Origin of the sequence: Enterobacter sp. DC4 (assembly GCF_000568095.1) — a bacterium.
Classification (GTDB): Bacteria; Pseudomonadota; Gammaproteobacteria; order Enterobacterales; family Enterobacteriaceae; genus Enterobacter; species Enterobacter pseudoroggenkampii.
Window position 1 is genome coordinate 33,504 of the sequence record NZ_AZUB01000009.1, and the last position, 16,743, is coordinate 50,246.

A 16,743-nucleotide genomic window follows, 5' to 3' on the forward strand; every position below is an offset into this window, starting at 1 on the left:
GTAACACCATACTGGCAAGGAAATAAAGGCACGCACAGACCAAAAAAGGACATCCTCGTGCCTCTCCCGGACAAGCGTTTTTACGACATCAGCGGCAGCAGCTGCTGGTAGATTTTGCGGAACACGTCGCGCCTTTCCGCGTACCGCGCATGGCGCACCGCGTCAGGTACATGCGCCTGTTCAAGGGTAAGCTGCGGCAGCAGTTGCGAAAGCGGTTGTTCCGGATGAATGGATATCTGCGCCAGACGCGCGGCGCCGAGCGCGGGGCCAACATCTCCTCCCGTGCGGAAATCCAGCTGCAACCCGCTGATATCCGAGAGCATCTGTCGCCAGTAAGGGCTTCGCGCACCGCCGCCAATCAGGGTGACGCTCGTCGGTTTCAGGCCGCAGTCGTGCACCACGTCCATCCCGTCGGCCAGGGCATAGCCCACGCCTTCCAGAACCGCACGCGCCAGTTCTGCCGGGCCATGCTGATGGGTTAAGCCAAAGAACACCCCTTTCGCTTCCGGGTTGTTGTGCGGCGTACGTTCGCCGGAAAGATACGGTAAAAACCAGACGGTACCCGCAGCATCATCCGCCTGCTGCGCCGCAGAAATGAGCGCCGGAACGTCGGCCATGCCGGTGAGTTTTGCAGCCCAGTCCAGGCAGGACGCCGCGCTGAGCATCACCGACATCAAATGCCATTTACCCGGAAGGGCATGACAGAAACTGTGCACAGCGCTTTCGGGATTACTGCGATAGCCGTCGCTGACGGCAAAATAGACGCCAGACGTTCCCAGCGACAGCATCGCCTGGCCCGCCTCAACCATGCCGACACCGACAGCACCCGCGGCATTGTCGCCACCCCCGGCCACCACCGGTACGGCAGGCATATTCCAGCGTTCTGCAACGTCTGGCAGCAGTGCGCCCGTCACCTCACAGCCTTCGAACAGCGCGGGCATGTGTTCACGGGTCAGATGGCAGGCATCCAGCATCGCCTCGCTCCAGTCGCGCTTCGCCACGTCGAGCCACATGGTGCCGGCGGCATCGGACATGTCGCTGGCGAAATCACCCGTCATGCGAAAACGCAGATAGTCTTTCGGCAGCAGGACTTTCGCCACCTGACGGAAAACCTCCGGCTCGTGGCGCTGCACCCACAGCAATTTGGGCGCGGTAAAGCCGGGCATCATCAGGTTGCCGGTAATCTCGCGGGAGGCAGGTACGCGCGTCTCAAGAAGCGCGCACTCTTCCGCACAGCGGCCATCGTTCCAGAGGATCGCAGGACGCAACACGCGATGCTGGCTATCGAGCAGCGTCGCGCCGTGCATTTGCCCGGCAATCCCCAGCGCTTTAACATCGCGCAGGCTGTGCTGCTCGCCTAAGGCTTTGATTGCGCGATCCGTCGCCTGCCACCACTGTTCCGGATCCTGTTCCGACCACAGCGGATGCGGACGTGAAACCTGCAGCGTTTCCGTCTGCGTTGCTAACACGTCGCCCTGCTCGCTCAACAGGATGGCTTTCACACCCGATGTGCCAAGATCGATCCCGATGTACATATAGTGGATTCCTTAACTGAAAATGCCCGGTGGCGCTGCGCTTACCGGGCCTGGGTGCTGTTATTTATCGAACAGGTAGTGATTGACCAGATTTTCCAGCAGTTCCTGATGCCCGCTCTGGTGCTGCGGCGCCAGCTGATGTTGTTCAGCGTACTTCGCGATCTCCGCAAGTGATAACTGACCTTTCAAAATTTGCTGGCCCAGCTCACTGTTCCAGCCGCTGTAACGCTTCGCCACGCGTTTATCGAGCTCGCCGTCTTCAATCATACGTGCCGCCACTTTCAGCGCCAGCGCCATGGTGTCCATCGCGCCAATGTGGCCGTAGAACAGATCGTATTTGTCGGTGCTCTGGCGACGCACTTTGGCGTCAAAGTTCAGGCCGCCGGTAGTGAAACCACCCGCTTTGATGATTTCGTACATCACCAGCGCATTCTCTTCCACGCTGTTCGGGAACTGGTCTGTGTCCCAGCCCAGCTGCGCGTCGCCGCGGTTAGCATCGACCGAGCCGAAGATGCCCAGCGCAATCGCAGACGCGATCTCGTGGTGGAAAGAGTGGCCCGCCAGCGTGGCGTGGTTGGCTTCAATGTTAACTTTGATCTCTTTTTCCAGACCGAACTGCTTCAGGAAGCCATACACCGTCGCCACGTCGTAGTCATACTGGTGCTTCGTCGGTTCCTGCGGTTTCGGCTCGATCAGCAGCGTGCCGCGGAAGCCGATTTTGTGCTTATGGTCGACAACCATCTGCATAAAGCGGCCAATCTGCTCGCGCTCCTGACGCAGATCGGTGTTGAGCAGGGTTTCATAGCCTTCACGTCCGCCCCACAGGACATAGTTTTCACCACCCAACTGATGCGTGGCGTTCATTGCCGTCACCACCTGCGTGGCCGCCCAGCTAAACACTTCTGGATCCGGGTTGGTTGCCGCGCCCGCGCCGTAGCGAGGGTTGGTAAAGCAGTTTGCCGTGCCCCACAGCAGCTTCACGCCGCTTTGCTGCTGTTTCGCCGCCAGCACATCCACCATCTGCGCAAAGTTGTTCAGATACTCTTTCAGCGATGCGCCTTCCGGTGACACGTCCACGTCATGGAAGCAGTAGTACGGCACGTTCAGCTTGTGGAAGAACTCAAACGCGACATCGGCTTTGCGTTTCGCCAGTTCAAGGGCCTCACCCGGCTGCTGCCACGGGCGGTCAAAGGAACCCACGCCGAACATATCGGCGCCGTTCCAGCAGAAGGTATGCCAGTAACAGGCGGCAAAGCGCAGATGATCTTCCATGCGCTTACCCAGCACCAGCTCATCCGGATTGTAGTGACGAAATGCTAAAGGATTGGTCGTTTTTGGGCCTTCGTAACGAACACGATCGAGTTGGTCGAAATAAGCTTGCATATTGAGCTCCATAATCAGGGTATGCGGCGAGTCGTTGATACAGGAGTAATAGTGAATAGACATTTTGGGTTGCTCAATTACGTTATTTCACACTGCTATTGAGAGAATGCACAACTGTGCGCTGGCTCGCAAAATAATGCGCAGACAAACTATTTTTCGGCGCGTATTCCTGAATCACATGTAATTAAGACGTTACGTATTTTAAAATCCGATCGCGGTCATAAATTCAGAAATAAACCAAATATCATAATGAGAAGATAAAAATCTGTAATTGCCAGCCCGCCTTTCCGCGTTAAAAATTTGCTGCGTCTCAGCAGTGAATGTTTCTTTTATCTCAGCAACACATACCCCTACAAAAAGGCCTAATAATTATGAAGATAAAGAACCTGACTCTAACGCTCTGCACTACGCTCCTCCTTGCAAGCTTTGCAGGACATGCCAAAGAGGTCAAAATTGGCATGGCGATTGACGACCTGCGTCTGGAGCGCTGGCAAAAAGATCGCGATATTTTTGTTAAAAAAGCAGAATCCCTCGGCGCCAGCGTGTTTGTTCAGTCGGCTAACGGCAACGAAGAAACACAAATGTCGCAGATCGAGAATATGATCAACCGTGGCGTCGATGTGCTGGTCATTATCCCCTATAACGGCCAGGTATTAAGTAACGTGGTGAAAGAAGCCAAACAGGAAGGCATAAAAGTGCTGGCCTATGACCGCATGATTAATAATGCGGACATTGATTATTATATTTCGTTCGACAATGAAAAAGTCGGGGAATTACAGGCGCAAAGCCTGATCGACAAAGTACCTCAGGGCAATTATTTCCTGATGGGCGGCTCTCCGGTGGATAACAACGCCAAACTGTTCCGTGAAGGACAAATGAAAGTCCTTAAGCCGTATATCGACAACGGGAAAATTAAAGTGGTCGGCGATCAGTGGGCCGACGGCTGGCTGCCAGAAAACGCGCTGAAGATTATGGAAAACGCGCTGACGGCCAACAACAACAAAATTGATGCGGTTGTGGCCTCCAACGATGCCACCGCAGGCGGTGCTATCCAGGCCCTGAGTGCACAGGGGCTGGCCGGTAAAGTCGCCATTTCAGGACAGGATGCCGATCTGGCTGGCGTAAAACGCATTATCGCAGGCACCCAAACCATGACGGTCTACAAACCGATTACCCAGTTGGCCAATACGGCGGCGGAAATCGCCGTAGAGCTGGGCAATGGCAAACAGCCTAAAGCAGACGCAACGCTGAATAACGGGCTGAAAGACGTTCCGGCTCGCCTGCTCACACCGATTGAAGTCAACAAAGAGAACATTGACGCCACCGTGGTTAAAGACGGTTTCCACAAGAAGAGCGAACTGTAATCCGGCGCGGCCCCTGCTCTGCGGGGGCGCATCACGTTGTACTGTTCTTCCCTCGGGTTATGTGGAGCGGTTATGCCTTATTTACTTGAAATGAAAAGCATCACCAAACACTTCGGCACGGTGAAAGCCGTCGACAACGTCAGCCTCCGGTTGAACCCCGGCGAAGTGGTTTCGCTGTGCGGTGAGAACGGTTCGGGCAAGTCGACGCTGATGAAAGTGTTGTGCGGGATCTACCCACACGGCAGCTACGAAGGCGAAATCGTCTTTGCCGGTGAAGTTATCCAGGCGACACACATCCGCGATACCGAACGCAAAGGCATCGCCATCATCCACCAGGAGCTGGCGCTGGTGAAGCATCTCACCGTGCTGGAGAACATTTTCCTCGGGGCCGAAATTTCCCGCCACGGCGTGCTGGATTACGACACCATGACGCTCCGCTGCGAAAAGCTGCTGGCGCAGGTGAGCCTCAACATTTCACCGGATACCCGCGTGGGGGATCTGGGCCTCGGGCAACAGCAGCTGGTCGAAATCGCGAAAGCGCTCAATAAACAGGTCAGACTGCTGATCCTTGATGAGCCAACGGCCTCGCTCACCGAACAGGAAACCGCGGTTCTGCTCAATATCATCCGCGACCTGCAAAATCACGGCATCGCCTGCATCTATATTTCGCACAAGCTGAACGAGGTTAAAGCCATTTCGGACACCATCTGCGTAATCCGAGACGGGCAGCACATCGGCACGCGTGAAGCCGCCGGGATGAGCGAAGATGACATCATCACCATGATGGTGGGCCGCGAGCTGACGGCACTCTACCCGAATGAGCCCCACGCAACAGGCGATGAAGTGCTGCGCGTGGAAAACCTGACCGCGTGGCATCCCGTTAACCGCCACATCAAGCGTGTGAATAACGTCTCGTTTTCCCTTCACAGCGGCGAAATTCTCGGTATTGCCGGGTTAGTCGGCGCCGGGCGCACGGAGGCCGTGCAGTGTCTGTTTGGCGTGTGGCCGGGACGCTGGGAGGGCACGATTTATATCGACGGCCAGCCGGTGAAAATCGACAACTGCCAGCAGGCGATTGCCCGCGGCATTGCCATGGTGCCTGAAGACCGCAAAAAAGACGGTATCGTGCCGGTCATGGCGGTGGGGAAAAATATTACGCTTGCGGCGCTCGATCGGTTCTCCGGCGCGTTGAGCAGCCTGGACGATGCCGCCGAGCAGCAGTGCATTCTCCAGTCACTTGCCCGGCTGAAGGTCAAAACCTCCTCACCAGAACTGGCCATTGGCCGTCTGAGCGGCGGCAACCAGCAGAAGGCGATTCTGGCGCGCTGCCTGCTTCTCAATCCACGCATTCTAATCCTTGATGAGCCCACGCGCGGAATTGATATCGGTGCCAAATATGAAATCTACAAACTGATTAATCAGCTTGTACAGCAAGGGATTGCCGTCATTGTCATTTCGTCTGAGTTACCCGAAGTGCTCGGCCTGAGCGACCGCGTGCTGGTCATGCACGAGGGAAAACTGAAAGCCAACCTGATTAACCAGAACCTGACGCAGGAGCAGGTGATGGAAGCCGCTTTAAGGAGCGAACGTCATGTCGAAAAGCAATCCGTCTGATATCAAAGTCGCCGTTCCGACGCCCGGTGCGTTCGCGGGGCTAAAAGCGCTTAACCTGCAGGTTTTCGTGATGATCGCGGCGATTATCGTCATCATGCTGTTCTTTACCTGGATGACCGATGGCTCGTACTTAAGCGCACGTAACGTCTCCAACCTGCTCCGCCAGACCGCCATCACCGGCATTCTCGCCGTGGGCATGGTGTTCGTGATTATCTCCGCGGAAATCGACCTGTCGGTTGGTTCGATGATGGGGCTCCTCGGCGGCGTGGCGGCGATTTTTGACGTCTGGCTAGGCTGGCCGCTGCCGCTGACCGTGGCGGTCACGCTGGTATTGGGGCTGGTACTGGGAGCCTGGAACGGCTGGTGGGTAGCCTACCGTAAAGTGCCGTCGTTCATCGTCACCCTGGCAGGGATGCTGGCCTTCCGCGGGATCTTAATCGGCATCACCAACGGCACTACCGTCTCCCCGACCAGTGCAGCCATGTCGCAGATCGGCCAGAGTTATCTCTCAGATAGCGTGGGCTTTACCCTCGGTGTGATTGGGTTACTGGCCTTTGTCGCGTGGCAGTGGCGTGGACGTATGCGCCGTCAGGCGCTGGGGCTGGCTTCGCCAGCATCCACGTCGGTAGTGGGACGTCAGGCGCTCACGGCGGTCATTGTGCTGGGCGCCATCTGGCTTTTAAACGACTATCGCGGTGTCCCGACCCCTGTCCTGCTGCTGGCGCTTTTACTGCTGGGCGGCATGTTTATGGCCACGCGCACCGCGTTTGGCCGCCGTATTTATGCCATTGGCGGCAACCTTGAAGCGGCCCGCCTCTCGGGTATCAATGTCGAGCGCACCAAGCTGGCGGTCTTCGCCATTAACGGCCTGATGGTCGCTATCGCCGGATTGATCCTCAGCTCGCGTCTCGGAGCCGGCTCTCCCTCCGCCGGTAACATCGCCGAGCTGGATGCTATCGCCGCCTGCGTTATTGGCGGCACCAGCCTCGCAGGGGGTATCGGTAGCGTGGCAGGTGCGGTCATGGGGGCATTTATCATGGCGTCGTTGGATAACGGGATGAGTATGATGGACGTCCCGACGTTTTGGCAGTATATCGTCAAGGGGGCCATTCTTTTACTGGCAGTCTGGATGGACTCGGCCACCAAGCGACGGGCCTGATAACCGTATTGTGACTTAATTGGGAAGTGAGCCATGTTTGAAAAGCGTCACCGCATTACGTTGTTATTCAATGCCAACAAAGCCTACGACCGTCAGGTGGTGGAAGGCGTGGGTGAATATTTGCAGGCGTCGCAATCCGAATGGGATATTTTTATTGAAGAAGATTTTCGCACCCGTCTGGAGAACATCAAAGACTGGCTGGGCGATGGCGTCATCGCAGACTATGACGATCCCGTCATCGAGCAGCTGCTGACCGACGTCGACGTCCCGATAGTGGGCGTCGGCGGCTCCTACCATTCGCCCGAACACTATCCGCCGGTCCACTATATTGCCACCGATAACCATGCCCTGGTCGAGGCCGCCTTTCTCCATTTAAAAGAGAAAGGCGTCCATCGCTTCGCGTTTTATGGTTTACCCGCCACCAGCGGCAAGCGCTGGGCCGTTGAACGCGAACACGCGTTTTGCCAGCTGGTCGCGCAGGAGAAGTATCGCGGCGTGGTGTATCAGGGGCTGGAGACCGCGCCGGAAAACTGGCAGCACGCGCAAAACCGCCTGGCGGACTGGCTGCAAACGCTGCCGCCGCAAACCGGTATCATTGCCGTAACGGACGCCCGCGCCCGCCACGTGCTGCAGGTCTGCGAACATTTACACATTCCGGTGCCCGAAAAACTGTGCGTGATTGGCATTGATAACGAAGAACTGACCCGCTACCTGTCCCGCGTGGCGCTCTCCTCCGTTGCCCAGGGCACGCGTCAGATGGGCTATCAGGCGGCGAAGCTTCTGCATCGCCTGCTGGATAAAGAATCTCTGCCGCTTCAGCGCCTGCTGGTACCTCCTGTTCGCGTCGTAGAACGTCGCTCAACCGATTATCGCTCCTTAAGCGACCCGGCCGTCATTCAGGCCATGCACTATATTCGCAACCACGCCTGCAAAGGAATTAAAGTCGATCAGGTGCTGGATTCGGTGGGCATTTCGCGTTCGAATCTGGAGAAGCGGTTCAAAGAAGAGGTGGGCGAAACCATTCATGCCGTTATCCATGCTGAAAAGCTGGAGAAAGCACGCAGCCTGCTCATCTCCACGTCACTGTCGATCAACGAAATCTCGCAGATGTGCGGTTACCCGTCCCTGCAATATTTCTATTCGGTGTTCCGCAAAGAGTATGACACCACGCCGAAAGAGTATCGGGATCGCCACAGCGAGGTGCTGATTTAGAAAAGAAAACGCCTTCCAGTGGAAGGCGTTTTTTTGAGATTACATATGGGCGGCGATTAAGCGCTGGTTATCCTGGTACATGGCGAACAGATAGTTGTTATAGCTCTGTCCCTTCGTCGAATAACCTTTCAGCTTGTGGATCATCGTACTGGCCGTCACTTCCTGGTCCGCTTTACGCAGCTGAGCGCGTGATTTACGGAACGATGAGTAGGCCGGGTGCGTATTCAGATTCACCACGTAGGCGCTGACGGAATCCTTCACAGATTCAAACTGCGAATAGCCTTTCACCTTGCCAGGGGCATTGTTACAACGACCTTTCACGCACTTCATGCCGAAAAGGTTGTTGTTGCTACGCGCAAGCTTAGAAGTCCCCCAGCCGCTTTCGGCAGCAGCCATGGTCGCAACCATGCTGCCCGGGATGATATCCACACGCTCAAGGAGAGCATTCCACGGCACACGACGCGTGTTACCGTTCCAGCTCAGCTTGTAGCGCTGCGTGATATCTTTCAGACGCGCGCGCTCTGACGGCGACCAGCGGCTATCGTACTGTTTGGAGATCAGCCAGTTACGATCCGCAGTAATCGCGGCATTTTGACTCGTGATGTAAGGCATTACCGTCCGGAGAAACGCTTTTTTCCTTGGTGTTCCGGAAGGGTATTTTCGCAAATCAGGAAGTGAACTACTCTTTGCACTATTGCGAGAATACTCTTGTTTACTGCTAACCTTACTACTTGTCGTCTTTATTACGTGGGCTTTCTTACTCGTTGTATCCGTGTGCGTCTTCGCAAGCACCTCACCCGAAAATGCCGTGGTGAGTAACATGAGTATCGCAGCCCCATATCGTCGAATGGGAGTCGATATCATTAGGTCTCCTGGTCGGATGTAATCATCCCAACACCTTATTTTTTTCACAAATTTGAGAGCGGAATCTCAAATCATATCAAAAATAGACTTCAAGAGCACGTATAGAAATAGTCCAATTCCGAAACTATGTCACCTGAAACTTGCTCATAAAAACATCATTTCCGAAAATATGTGTGTGTTCTCGCAGATAACTGCCTAATTTTGCGCAAGATCACTCATCCTCACGCATCCTCCCGGCAGAAAGCGACAGGGGATGAGTTTTTCCCCTCTGCCTGCTGGCACACTGGTCAAAAATGCCGCGACAGGAAAAAGGAATGAAACGCACCGCATTAGCCTTTCTGATGTTACCCGCACTGGCACATGCCGACTGGTCATCGCCGGGGTTTAGCGCATTTAGCGCCGAAGGCACCGGAGTCTTCACCAGCCAGGCAAAGCTTGCGAAGGGTACGCGTCCTCTTACGCTGAGTTTTGACAAGACGTGCTGGCAGCCCACAGGCGCGATAAAACTCAATGAGATGCTGTCGCTCAAGCCCTGTGACGGCACACCGCCGCAGTGGCGACTTTTCCGCGACGGTGACTACCAGATGCGGATTGATACCCGCTCCGGCACGCCCACCCTGCTGCTGACGATTCAGAGTGCCGCAGAACAGCCGGTGGCCAACGTCATCCGCCAGTGTCCGAAGTGGGACGGTAAGCCGCTGACGCTGGACGTCAGCCATACCTTCCCGGAAGGCTCCGTCGTGCGCGACTACTACAGTAAACAGACGGCGACCGTACAAGATGGAAAAATCACCCTGCAGCCAGCCGCCAACAGTAACGGCCTGCTGCTGCTTGAGCGCGCCGAAACCGACAGGCCTGCACCGTTTAGCTGGCAAAATGCCACCGTCTATTTTGTACTAACCGATCGCTATGTGAATGGCGATCCGAGCAACGACAACAGCTACGGCCGCCATAAAGACGGCATGCAGGAGATTGGCACGTTCCACGGCGGCGATCTCAAGGGGCTCGCCGGCAAGCTCGATTATTTACAGCAGCTGGGGGTAAATGCGCTCTGGATAAGCTCCCCGCTTGAGCAGATCCACGGCTGGGTAGGCGGTGGCACCAAAGGTGATTTCCCGCATTACGCCTATCACGGCTACTACACCCAGGACTGGACAACGCTCGACGCCAATATGGGAACTGAAGATGATTTACGCCAGCTTGTCGACGAAGCGCACAAGCGCGGGATCCGCGTTCTTTTCGATATCGTCATGAACCACGTTGGTTATGCCACGCTGGCAGACATGCAGGAATATCAGTTTGGTGCCCTGTACCTGCAGGGTGATGAGCTGAAAAAGACGCTGGGAGAACGCTGGACGGACTGGAAGCCGGGCGCAGGCCAGACCTGGCACAGCTTTAACGACTACATCAACTTTAGCGACAAAGCCGCATGGGAAAAATGGTGGGGTAAAAAGTGGATCCGCACCGATATTGGCGATTACGACAACCCTGGCTTCGATGATTTAACCATGTCGCTGGCATTTCTGCCGGATCTGAAAACGGAATCCACGACGCCTTCTGGATTGCCAAACTTTTATCAACACAAACCCGATACCCACGCGAAATCTATTCCGGGCTATACCCCGCGCGACTACCTGACCCACTGGCTCAGCCAGTGGGTACGTGACTATGGCATTGACGGTTTCAGGGTGGATACGGCGAAACACGTTGAGCTTGCGGCCTGGCAACAGTTGAAAGACCAGGCAAGCCAGGCGCTGGCCGCCTGGAAAGGCGCGAACCCGAATAAAAAGCTCGACAACGCACCGTTCTGGATGACCGGGGAATCCTGGGGCCACGGCGTCATGCAGAGCGATTATTACCGCCACGGTTTTGACGCGATGATTAACTTTGACTATCAGGAGCAGGCGGCGAAAGCAGTGAACTGTCTGGCTGATATCGATATGACGTGGCAGCAGATGGCGGAGAAGCTGCAAAGCTTCAACGTGCTGAGCTATCTCTCATCCCACGATACGCGTCTGTTCCGCGAAGGAGGCCAGCGCGCGGCAGAGCTGCTCCTGCTGGCACCGGGCAGCGTGCAGATTTACTACGGCGATGAATCTGAACGTCCGTTCGGGCCGACAGGCTCCGACCCGCTGCAGGGTACCCGGTCAGATATGAACTGGCAGGACGTCACGGGCAAGCAGATCCTAACCGTCGCCCACTGGCAAACGCTGGGGCAGTTCCGCGCCCGCCATCCGGCGATCGGTGAAGGCAAACAAACCACGCTGTCGCTGAAAGAGGGGTACGGCTTCGTGCGCGAGCACAAGGGCGATAAGGTGATGGTGGTATGGGCGGGTAATCAATAATTATCCCCCTCACCCTAACCCTCTCCCCGCAGGGGAGAGGGAACCGTACGGCGCCGTCTTTTCCCCCTCGCCCCTTTGGGGAGAGGGCCGGGGTGAGGGGAAACCCACCAGAACTATTCACTACCCAAATCCACTCCCGCCCTATAAAACAACAAATCCGACCACATCACCCGATTTGCACCAGCACGGTGCTAGCGTTATGGTTACCCACTTTCAAAATAAGCTCGACAGATCACCTGCTATGACGTTTTCACTTTTCGGCGACAAATTTACCCGCCATTCAGGCATTACTCGCCTGATGGAGGACCTCAACGACGGGCTGCGCACACCGGGCGCAATCATGCTCGGCGGCGGAAACCCGGCTCAAATCCCGGAGATGACGACCTATTTCCAGACGCTGCTCGCTCAGATGCTGGAAAGCGGCAAAGCAACCGATGCGCTTTGCAATTACGACGGCCCGCAGGGTAAAACCGAGCTGCTGGCACTCCTCGCCGAAATGCTGCGTGACGAGCGGGGTTGGGATATCGAACCACAGAATATTGCACTGACAAACGGCAGCCAGAGCGCGTTTTTCTACTTGTTTAACCTGTTCGCAGGGCGTCGCGCCGACGGCACCACCAAAAAAGTGCTGTTCCCGCTGGCACCGGAGTATATCGGCTACGCTGATTCCGGCCTGGAAGAGGATCTGTTCGTCTCCGCGCGCCCGAACATTGAGCTGCTGCCGGAAGGCCAGTTCAAATATCACGTCGATTTTGAACACCTGCATATTGGTGAAGAGACGGGCATGATCTGCGTATCGCGCCCGACTAACCCAACGGGCAACGTGATCACCGACGACGAACTGATGAAGCTGGATGTACTGGCAAATCAGCACGGCATCCCGCTGGTGATCGATAACGCCTACGGCGTACCGTTCCCGGGCATTATCTTCAGCGAAGCACGCCCGCTGTGGAACCCGAACATCGTCCTGTGCATGAGCCTTTCTAAGCTGGGTCTGCCGGGCAGCCGCTGCGGCATCATCATTGCCAATGAGAAAATCATCACCGCCATCACCAATATGAACGGCATTATCAGCCTTTCACCGGGCGGCATTGGCCCGGCAATGATGTGCGAAATGATCAAACGCAAGGACCTTCTGCGCCTGTCGAATGACGTGATCAAGCCTTTCTATTACCAGCGCGTTCAGGAGACGATTGCGACAATTCGCCGCTATTTGCCGGAAGAACGCTGCCTAATCCACAAACCGGAAGGAGCGATTTTTCTCTGGCTCTGGTTTAAGGATTTGCCTATCACCACCGAACTGCTTTACCAGCGCCTGAAAAAGCGCGGCGTACTGATGGTGCCGGGCGATTATTTCTTCCCAGGTCTGGATAAGCCGTGGCCGCATACCCATCAGTGCATGCGCATGAACTATGTCCCCGATCCGGAAAAAATCGAAGCGGGTGTTAAAATTCTCGCCGAAGAGATCGAAAAGGCCTGGCGCGAAGGCAATTGTTAAATAATAAGGCTCTTCAAATGAAGAGCTTTATTTTTCCGTGATCTGAATCTTATATTAAGGATATATCCTGTAGCGTTTAATTTATCATCTCCCTTGAGTTTCCTTAGGAATATTCCTTTAATTTACGCTCACTAACTTTCCCCTCAATAATTAAGCATCGATTAAAGATCTTAACTTATTGTTATTTTGAAATAACCCTCCGTAACGCAGGGAAATACCTTCCAGAGTCACTTTCATGCATATTTAAAAATAGGACATATACTCACTAATACGCCGCTCGGCGTTCTTTTGCGTGGAGTATTCATATGCTACCTAATAATGTTAGTCGCATCAGCGCTATTGCTGTTGCGGTACTGCTCGCGTTCTCTCTTTCTGCCTGTAGTGGAAGCGGTGGCGGCTCTCATCACTCAACGGCCAAAAATAACCCTGCGACGGGAAGCAGCAGCGGCTCAGGTGATGGAAGTGGCTCGACCGCGAGCAATGGCGGTTCGGGCAGCAACGGCTCGGGTACCGGGACGGGTTCAGGTACCGGGACAGGCGCTGGCGGCGGAACGGGTTCTGGTTCAGGATCGGGCTCAGGAGGCAATGGCAGCGGAGGAACCGGAACAGGCAACACGGGCGGTGGCGGAACCACTACCGCAGGCGCAAATACCATACTGGGTGATGCCGGTAAAACAGTAACCAGCGTCGGCTCTACGGTGGATGGTCTTGGAAGCCAGCTTCCGACAAATAATCCCGTCACGTCAACCGTTTCAACAACCGTCAGCGGTGTTGGCAGTGCCGTGTCCACCGTGGGGACAGGCGTCACGACTGGCGTTGGCGATCCAAACAACGCGAACGGTGTGGGTACAACCGTTAAAGGCGTGACCACGTCGGTCACCTCCCTTGGCAATACCGTCTCAACGGTAGGCACGGGCCTTGCGAGTTCCACTTCCGGAACACCGGTCAGCGGCGTAACCGGCCTGACGGGCAGCGTGGTCAACAGTACCGGGCAACTGGTCAGTAACACCGGCACGGGTCTCACCAACACGGTAAGCAGCCCTGCGGTCACTCAGGTAACAACCGATACCACGACCGTGGCTAATAAGACGCTGGGCGGAGTACAGGGCGTGACGCAAAGCGTGGGCACCACGACGGGTCTCGGCACACCGGTCAACGGTCTGCTGACTCAGGTGGGTAACACCGTGAGCGGCGTGGGGGCCAACGTCAGCAACAGTAATAGCGGGCTTAACGGCGCGGGTCAGGTCGTCCAGAACGTCGGCCAGACGGTGACGGATAGCGGCACGCTGGTTAAACCCGCCACCTCGACGACCGGAGGAGGATCAGGCGCTCTCACAGCTAATGCAAACGTGGCGGCCACGAACAACAATCTGGGTGCAACGGTCAATACGACCCTCAATACCCTGACTGCGGGCGTTACGGCCAACGCAGCAACAACATCAAGTCAAAACACGTCGACAACTAACCCGGTCAACGGTCTCAACACGTTAACCAGCGGTCTGCTGACGCCAAAACAGTAACCTGCTTATTGTCATTCTGCGCCCCTGGTTCAGGGGCGCTTTATACAGCGACACTTACCCCAACCGGGGATGACGAACAGGGATAGCGCGATGAAACACCACTTCCTTTTTTCGCTGACGGGGCTGGTTGTGCTGAGCATGGCCCGCGCCGATACACTGCCCTCTATTATTAACCCTGATAACCCGGCGCAAGTTTCGCGTAACGTTGCCCCAGAACAAACTGAGGCCGTCCCACAGCCGAAAGTCAAAATAGAAAAACCGCAGTCAACGCTGACGCCTGAAACGCCCATTACCATTCATCACATTCAGTTTATTGGCGGCACGCGTTATCCCTTGCAGGAATTACTTCAGCCCTTCAGGCCGTACGCCGGAAAAACCGTGCCGCTAAAAACGCTTACGGGGCTGGTAAATGATATTACGGCGCGCTATAAGGCCGACGGTTTTCCGCTCTCCTATGCCTGGCTGCCCGATAATAATTTCCAGCAGGGCAATATTAAAATTGTTCTGGTTGAAGGGTATGTCGCTCACAGCGACATCACCAGTAATAACCCTCACGTCGCCGAACGTCTTAAACGATTGTCAGAAAAAATCATGGCGGAAAAACCGCTGTCTCAGGATACGTTCGATCGCTATAGCCAGCTGATGACACGTACCCCGAACGTTCCGGTCACGGCTAACGCGCAGCTGCCAACCAATATCTATGGCGCGGCGGCGATGCAGATTACCGGTAATCAGGAGCGGAGCTGGAATATCGCCTCCACCATCGATACCCGTAAAGGGCAAGATTTAATGATGCTGAACGGCACGCTCAGCAACATGACAAGCTATGGCGATCAGCTTGGTGTGGCCACGCTTGTACCGTTAGATAGCAACACGCGAAAAAACTATGTCGGTCTCAACTGGCAGCAGTTTTTAAACGATGAAGGGCTGACCATGCAGCTAAAAGGCAGCTATTACCGTGAAGATCCGCGAGATTTTTCTCCCCTGCTTTCTTTGCCGAACAATATCAACGTCGATTCGAAGCAAAAAACAACGCAATACAACGGGGGCGTGACGTTTGGCTATCCTCTGCTGCTGACGCAAAAATCACAAATCAATCTGACCGGCGGTTTTGATTACACCGACCGCCAGGATGATTATGCCCTGCAGGCCAGACTGCAGGGCAAAACCTATCGTCTGGACTCCGTCAACCAACACGCGCGTTATCCTGCGCTGGAAGTGGGCATTAATGGTGCACATCAATTCACAACCGCCAGCATCAGCGGCCGACTCAACGTCCGTCAGGGTATTGATGCGATGGGTGCCGATATCGTCTCAGCCCCTAAACCCGATATGAATTTTACGCTCACGAAAAGCTATCTGGACGCAGCCTGGCTGTTTGCCGACAAATGGCGGCTATCAACATCCTGGGAGGGAGACTGGTCAAATAACACCTTGCCAGAGCCCGAACGCGTTAGCTTCGGTGCCCAGCGCTTTGGCCGTGGATACCAGGACAGTGAGGCAAGCGGTGATTACGGCTATGGCGGGCAGGTAGAACTGCGCTATATCCAGATGCGAAAAGAGAGCACCTGGCTTGCCACAATCCAGCCCTACATCCTGGCCGATACCGCGCAAACCTGGTTTAACACCTCCGGTTTGCCTCATCAACGGCTCGGGTCAGTGGCGACAGGGGTGATGATAGGCGATACGCGCCACTATAGCGTCACGGTGGAGGCGGCAAAACCCGTCGGGGATGTTCCGACAGACAGTCGCAACAGAGACTGGCGCTACAGTCTGACGTTCACGTGGAATTTCAATAAAATGCAGTAAGCCTTTCAGCCCGAATACTGACAGGGTCAACGCAGCGCAGCGCGTGGGTTGGACAGGCCTCCACGCAGGCCGGTCCGCCTTCGCGATGCAGACATAAATCGCATTTCAGGGCTTGTGCCCTGTTTCCCACCAGCCGTACCTGCATCGCCCCGAACGGACAGGCGACCATACAGCTTTTGCAGCCAATACAGCGCGTCTGATCAACAAGCCAGGCGCCCGCCGTACGGCGGATGGCATGGGTTGGGCAGACGTTAGCACAGGGCGCGTCCTCGCACTGATGACACCCCACCGCCGTAGTGCAGGCGTCCCCTTTCACCACCCGAAGGCGGGAGGTGAAAGCCTGTGCGGTGAAGTCGTCCTGATGCGCGACCGCGCAGGCCACTTCACAGGTGCGGCACCCGATGCATTTTTCCGCATCCGCCATGATAAATCGGTTCATC

The 16,743-nt window shown here is 55.6% G+C and carries 12 protein-coding genes; 8 read left to right on the top strand and 4 right to left on the bottom strand.

Annotated features, from left to right (window positions below):
* Positions 1-80 precede the first annotated feature (80 nt).
* Positions 81-1,535 carry a xylulokinase gene (gene xylB, locus P349_RS03945; protein WP_032650792.1) on the bottom strand — a complete coding sequence of 485 codons (1,455 nt, stop codon included), beginning with the start codon at positions 1,533-1,535 and terminating at the stop codon, positions 81-83.
* Between the two features lie 60 nt (positions 1,536-1,595).
* Positions 1,596-2,918, bottom strand: a complete 1,323-nt coding sequence (gene xylA, locus P349_RS03940; RefSeq protein ID WP_090420479.1) for a xylose isomerase — start codon at positions 2,916-2,918, stop codon at positions 1,596-1,598.
* A 371-nt stretch (positions 2,919-3,289) separates the two neighbouring features.
* Here xylA and xylF point away from each other — a divergent pair, with 371 nt between their 5' ends.
* The 4 genes from xylF to xylR all read left to right on the top strand — a co-directional run bounded on the left by xylF (position 3,290) and on the right by xylR (position 8,267).
* Positions 3,290-4,282, top strand: a complete 993-nt coding sequence (xylF, locus tag P349_RS03935; protein WP_032650791.1) for a D-xylose ABC transporter substrate-binding protein — start codon at positions 3,290-3,292, stop codon at positions 4,280-4,282.
* Between the two features lie 72 nt (positions 4,283-4,354).
* A complete protein-coding gene (locus P349_RS03930; RefSeq protein ID WP_032650790.1) occupies positions 4,355-5,896 on the top strand; it encodes a xylose ABC transporter ATP-binding protein in 1,542 nt (513 codons plus the stop codon).
* A complete protein-coding gene (gene xylH / locus P349_RS03925) occupies positions 5,874-7,055 on the top strand; it encodes a xylose ABC transporter permease XylH (RefSeq protein WP_024909063.1) in 1,182 nt (393 codons plus the stop codon). The genes P349_RS03930 and xylH overlap by 23 nt, the downstream gene beginning before the upstream one ends.
* A 33-nt stretch (positions 7,056-7,088) precedes the next feature.
* The gene (gene xylR, locus P349_RS03920; RefSeq protein WP_021242460.1) at positions 7,089-8,267 is read left to right on the top strand and encodes a D-xylose utilization transcriptional activator XylR; all 1,179 of its coding nucleotides are present in this window, start codon (positions 7,089-7,091) and stop codon (positions 8,265-8,267) included.
* A gap of 39 nt (positions 8,268-8,306) precedes the next feature.
* Here the strand turns inward: xylR and P349_RS0124625 are convergent, their stop codons facing one another.
* Positions 8,307-9,131, bottom strand: coding sequence for a protein bax (locus P349_RS0124625; RefSeq protein ID WP_032645431.1), 825 nt, complete (start codon positions 9,129-9,131; stop codon positions 8,307-8,309).
* Between the two features lie 314 nt (positions 9,132-9,445).
* On the opposite strand from P349_RS0124625, the gene P349_RS03915 reads away from it, so the two are divergent.
* From P349_RS03915 to P349_RS03900, 4 genes are all read left to right on the top strand, one after another.
* The gene (locus P349_RS03915) at positions 9,446-11,476 is read left to right on the top strand and encodes an alpha-amylase (RefSeq protein WP_032650789.1); all 2,031 of its coding nucleotides are present in this window, start codon (positions 9,446-9,448) and stop codon (positions 11,474-11,476) included.
* A gap of 241 nt (positions 11,477-11,717) precedes the next feature.
* Entirely contained in the window at positions 11,718-12,974 is a 1,257-nt protein-coding gene (gene avtA, locus P349_RS03910; RefSeq protein ID WP_032650788.1) for a valine--pyruvate transaminase, read from the top strand.
* Between the two features lie 305 nt (positions 12,975-13,279).
* Positions 13,280-14,494 (top strand): collagen-like triple helix repeat-containing protein, encoded by a 1,215-nt coding sequence (locus P349_RS25025; RefSeq protein WP_071995330.1) that lies wholly within the window; start codon positions 13,280-13,282, stop codon positions 14,492-14,494.
* A 90-nt stretch (positions 14,495-14,584) separates the two neighbouring features.
* A complete protein-coding gene (locus P349_RS03900) occupies positions 14,585-16,303 on the top strand; it encodes a ShlB/FhaC/HecB family hemolysin secretion/activation protein (RefSeq protein WP_032650787.1) in 1,719 nt (572 codons plus the stop codon).
* Here the strand turns inward: P349_RS03900 and P349_RS03895 are convergent.
* Positions 16,287-16,742 (bottom strand): 4Fe-4S dicluster domain-containing protein, encoded by a 456-nt coding sequence (locus P349_RS03895; protein ID WP_032650786.1) that lies wholly within the window; start codon positions 16,740-16,742, stop codon positions 16,287-16,289. The two genes, P349_RS03900 and P349_RS03895, sit on opposite strands and share 17 nt — an antisense overlap.
* Between the last annotated feature and the right edge of the window lies 1 nt (position 16,743).

Coding starts and splice junctions, on each gene's coding strand:
- xylR (WP_021242460.1), top strand. CDS start 7,089: ATGTTTGAAAAGCGTCACCGCATTACGTTGTTATTCAATGCCAACAAA.
- P349_RS03895 (WP_032650786.1), bottom strand. CDS start 16,742: ATGAACCGATTTATCATGGCGGATGCGGAAAAATGCATCGGGTGCCGC.
- xylA (WP_090420479.1), bottom strand. CDS start 2,918: ATGCAAGCTTATTTCGACCAACTCGATCGTGTTCGTTACGAAGGCCCA.
- P349_RS25025 (WP_071995330.1), top strand. CDS start 13,280: ATGCTACCTAATAATGTTAGTCGCATCAGCGCTATTGCTGTTGCGGTA.
- P349_RS03930 (WP_032650790.1), top strand. CDS start 4,355: ATGCCTTATTTACTTGAAATGAAAAGCATCACCAAACACTTCGGCACG.
- P349_RS03900 (WP_032650787.1), top strand. CDS start 14,585: ATGAAACACCACTTCCTTTTTTCGCTGACGGGGCTGGTTGTGCTGAGC.
- P349_RS0124625 (WP_032645431.1), bottom strand. CDS start 9,131: ATGATATCGACTCCCATTCGACGATATGGGGCTGCGATACTCATGTTA.
- xylH (WP_024909063.1), top strand. CDS start 5,874: ATGTCGAAAAGCAATCCGTCTGATATCAAAGTCGCCGTTCCGACGCCC.
- xylF (WP_032650791.1), top strand. CDS start 3,290: ATGAAGATAAAGAACCTGACTCTAACGCTCTGCACTACGCTCCTCCTT.
- xylB (WP_032650792.1), bottom strand. CDS start 1,535: ATGTACATCGGGATCGATCTTGGCACATCGGGTGTGAAAGCCATCCTG.
- avtA (WP_032650788.1), top strand. CDS start 11,718: ATGACGTTTTCACTTTTCGGCGACAAATTTACCCGCCATTCAGGCATT.
- P349_RS03915 (WP_032650789.1), top strand. CDS start 9,446: ATGAAACGCACCGCATTAGCCTTTCTGATGTTACCCGCACTGGCACAT.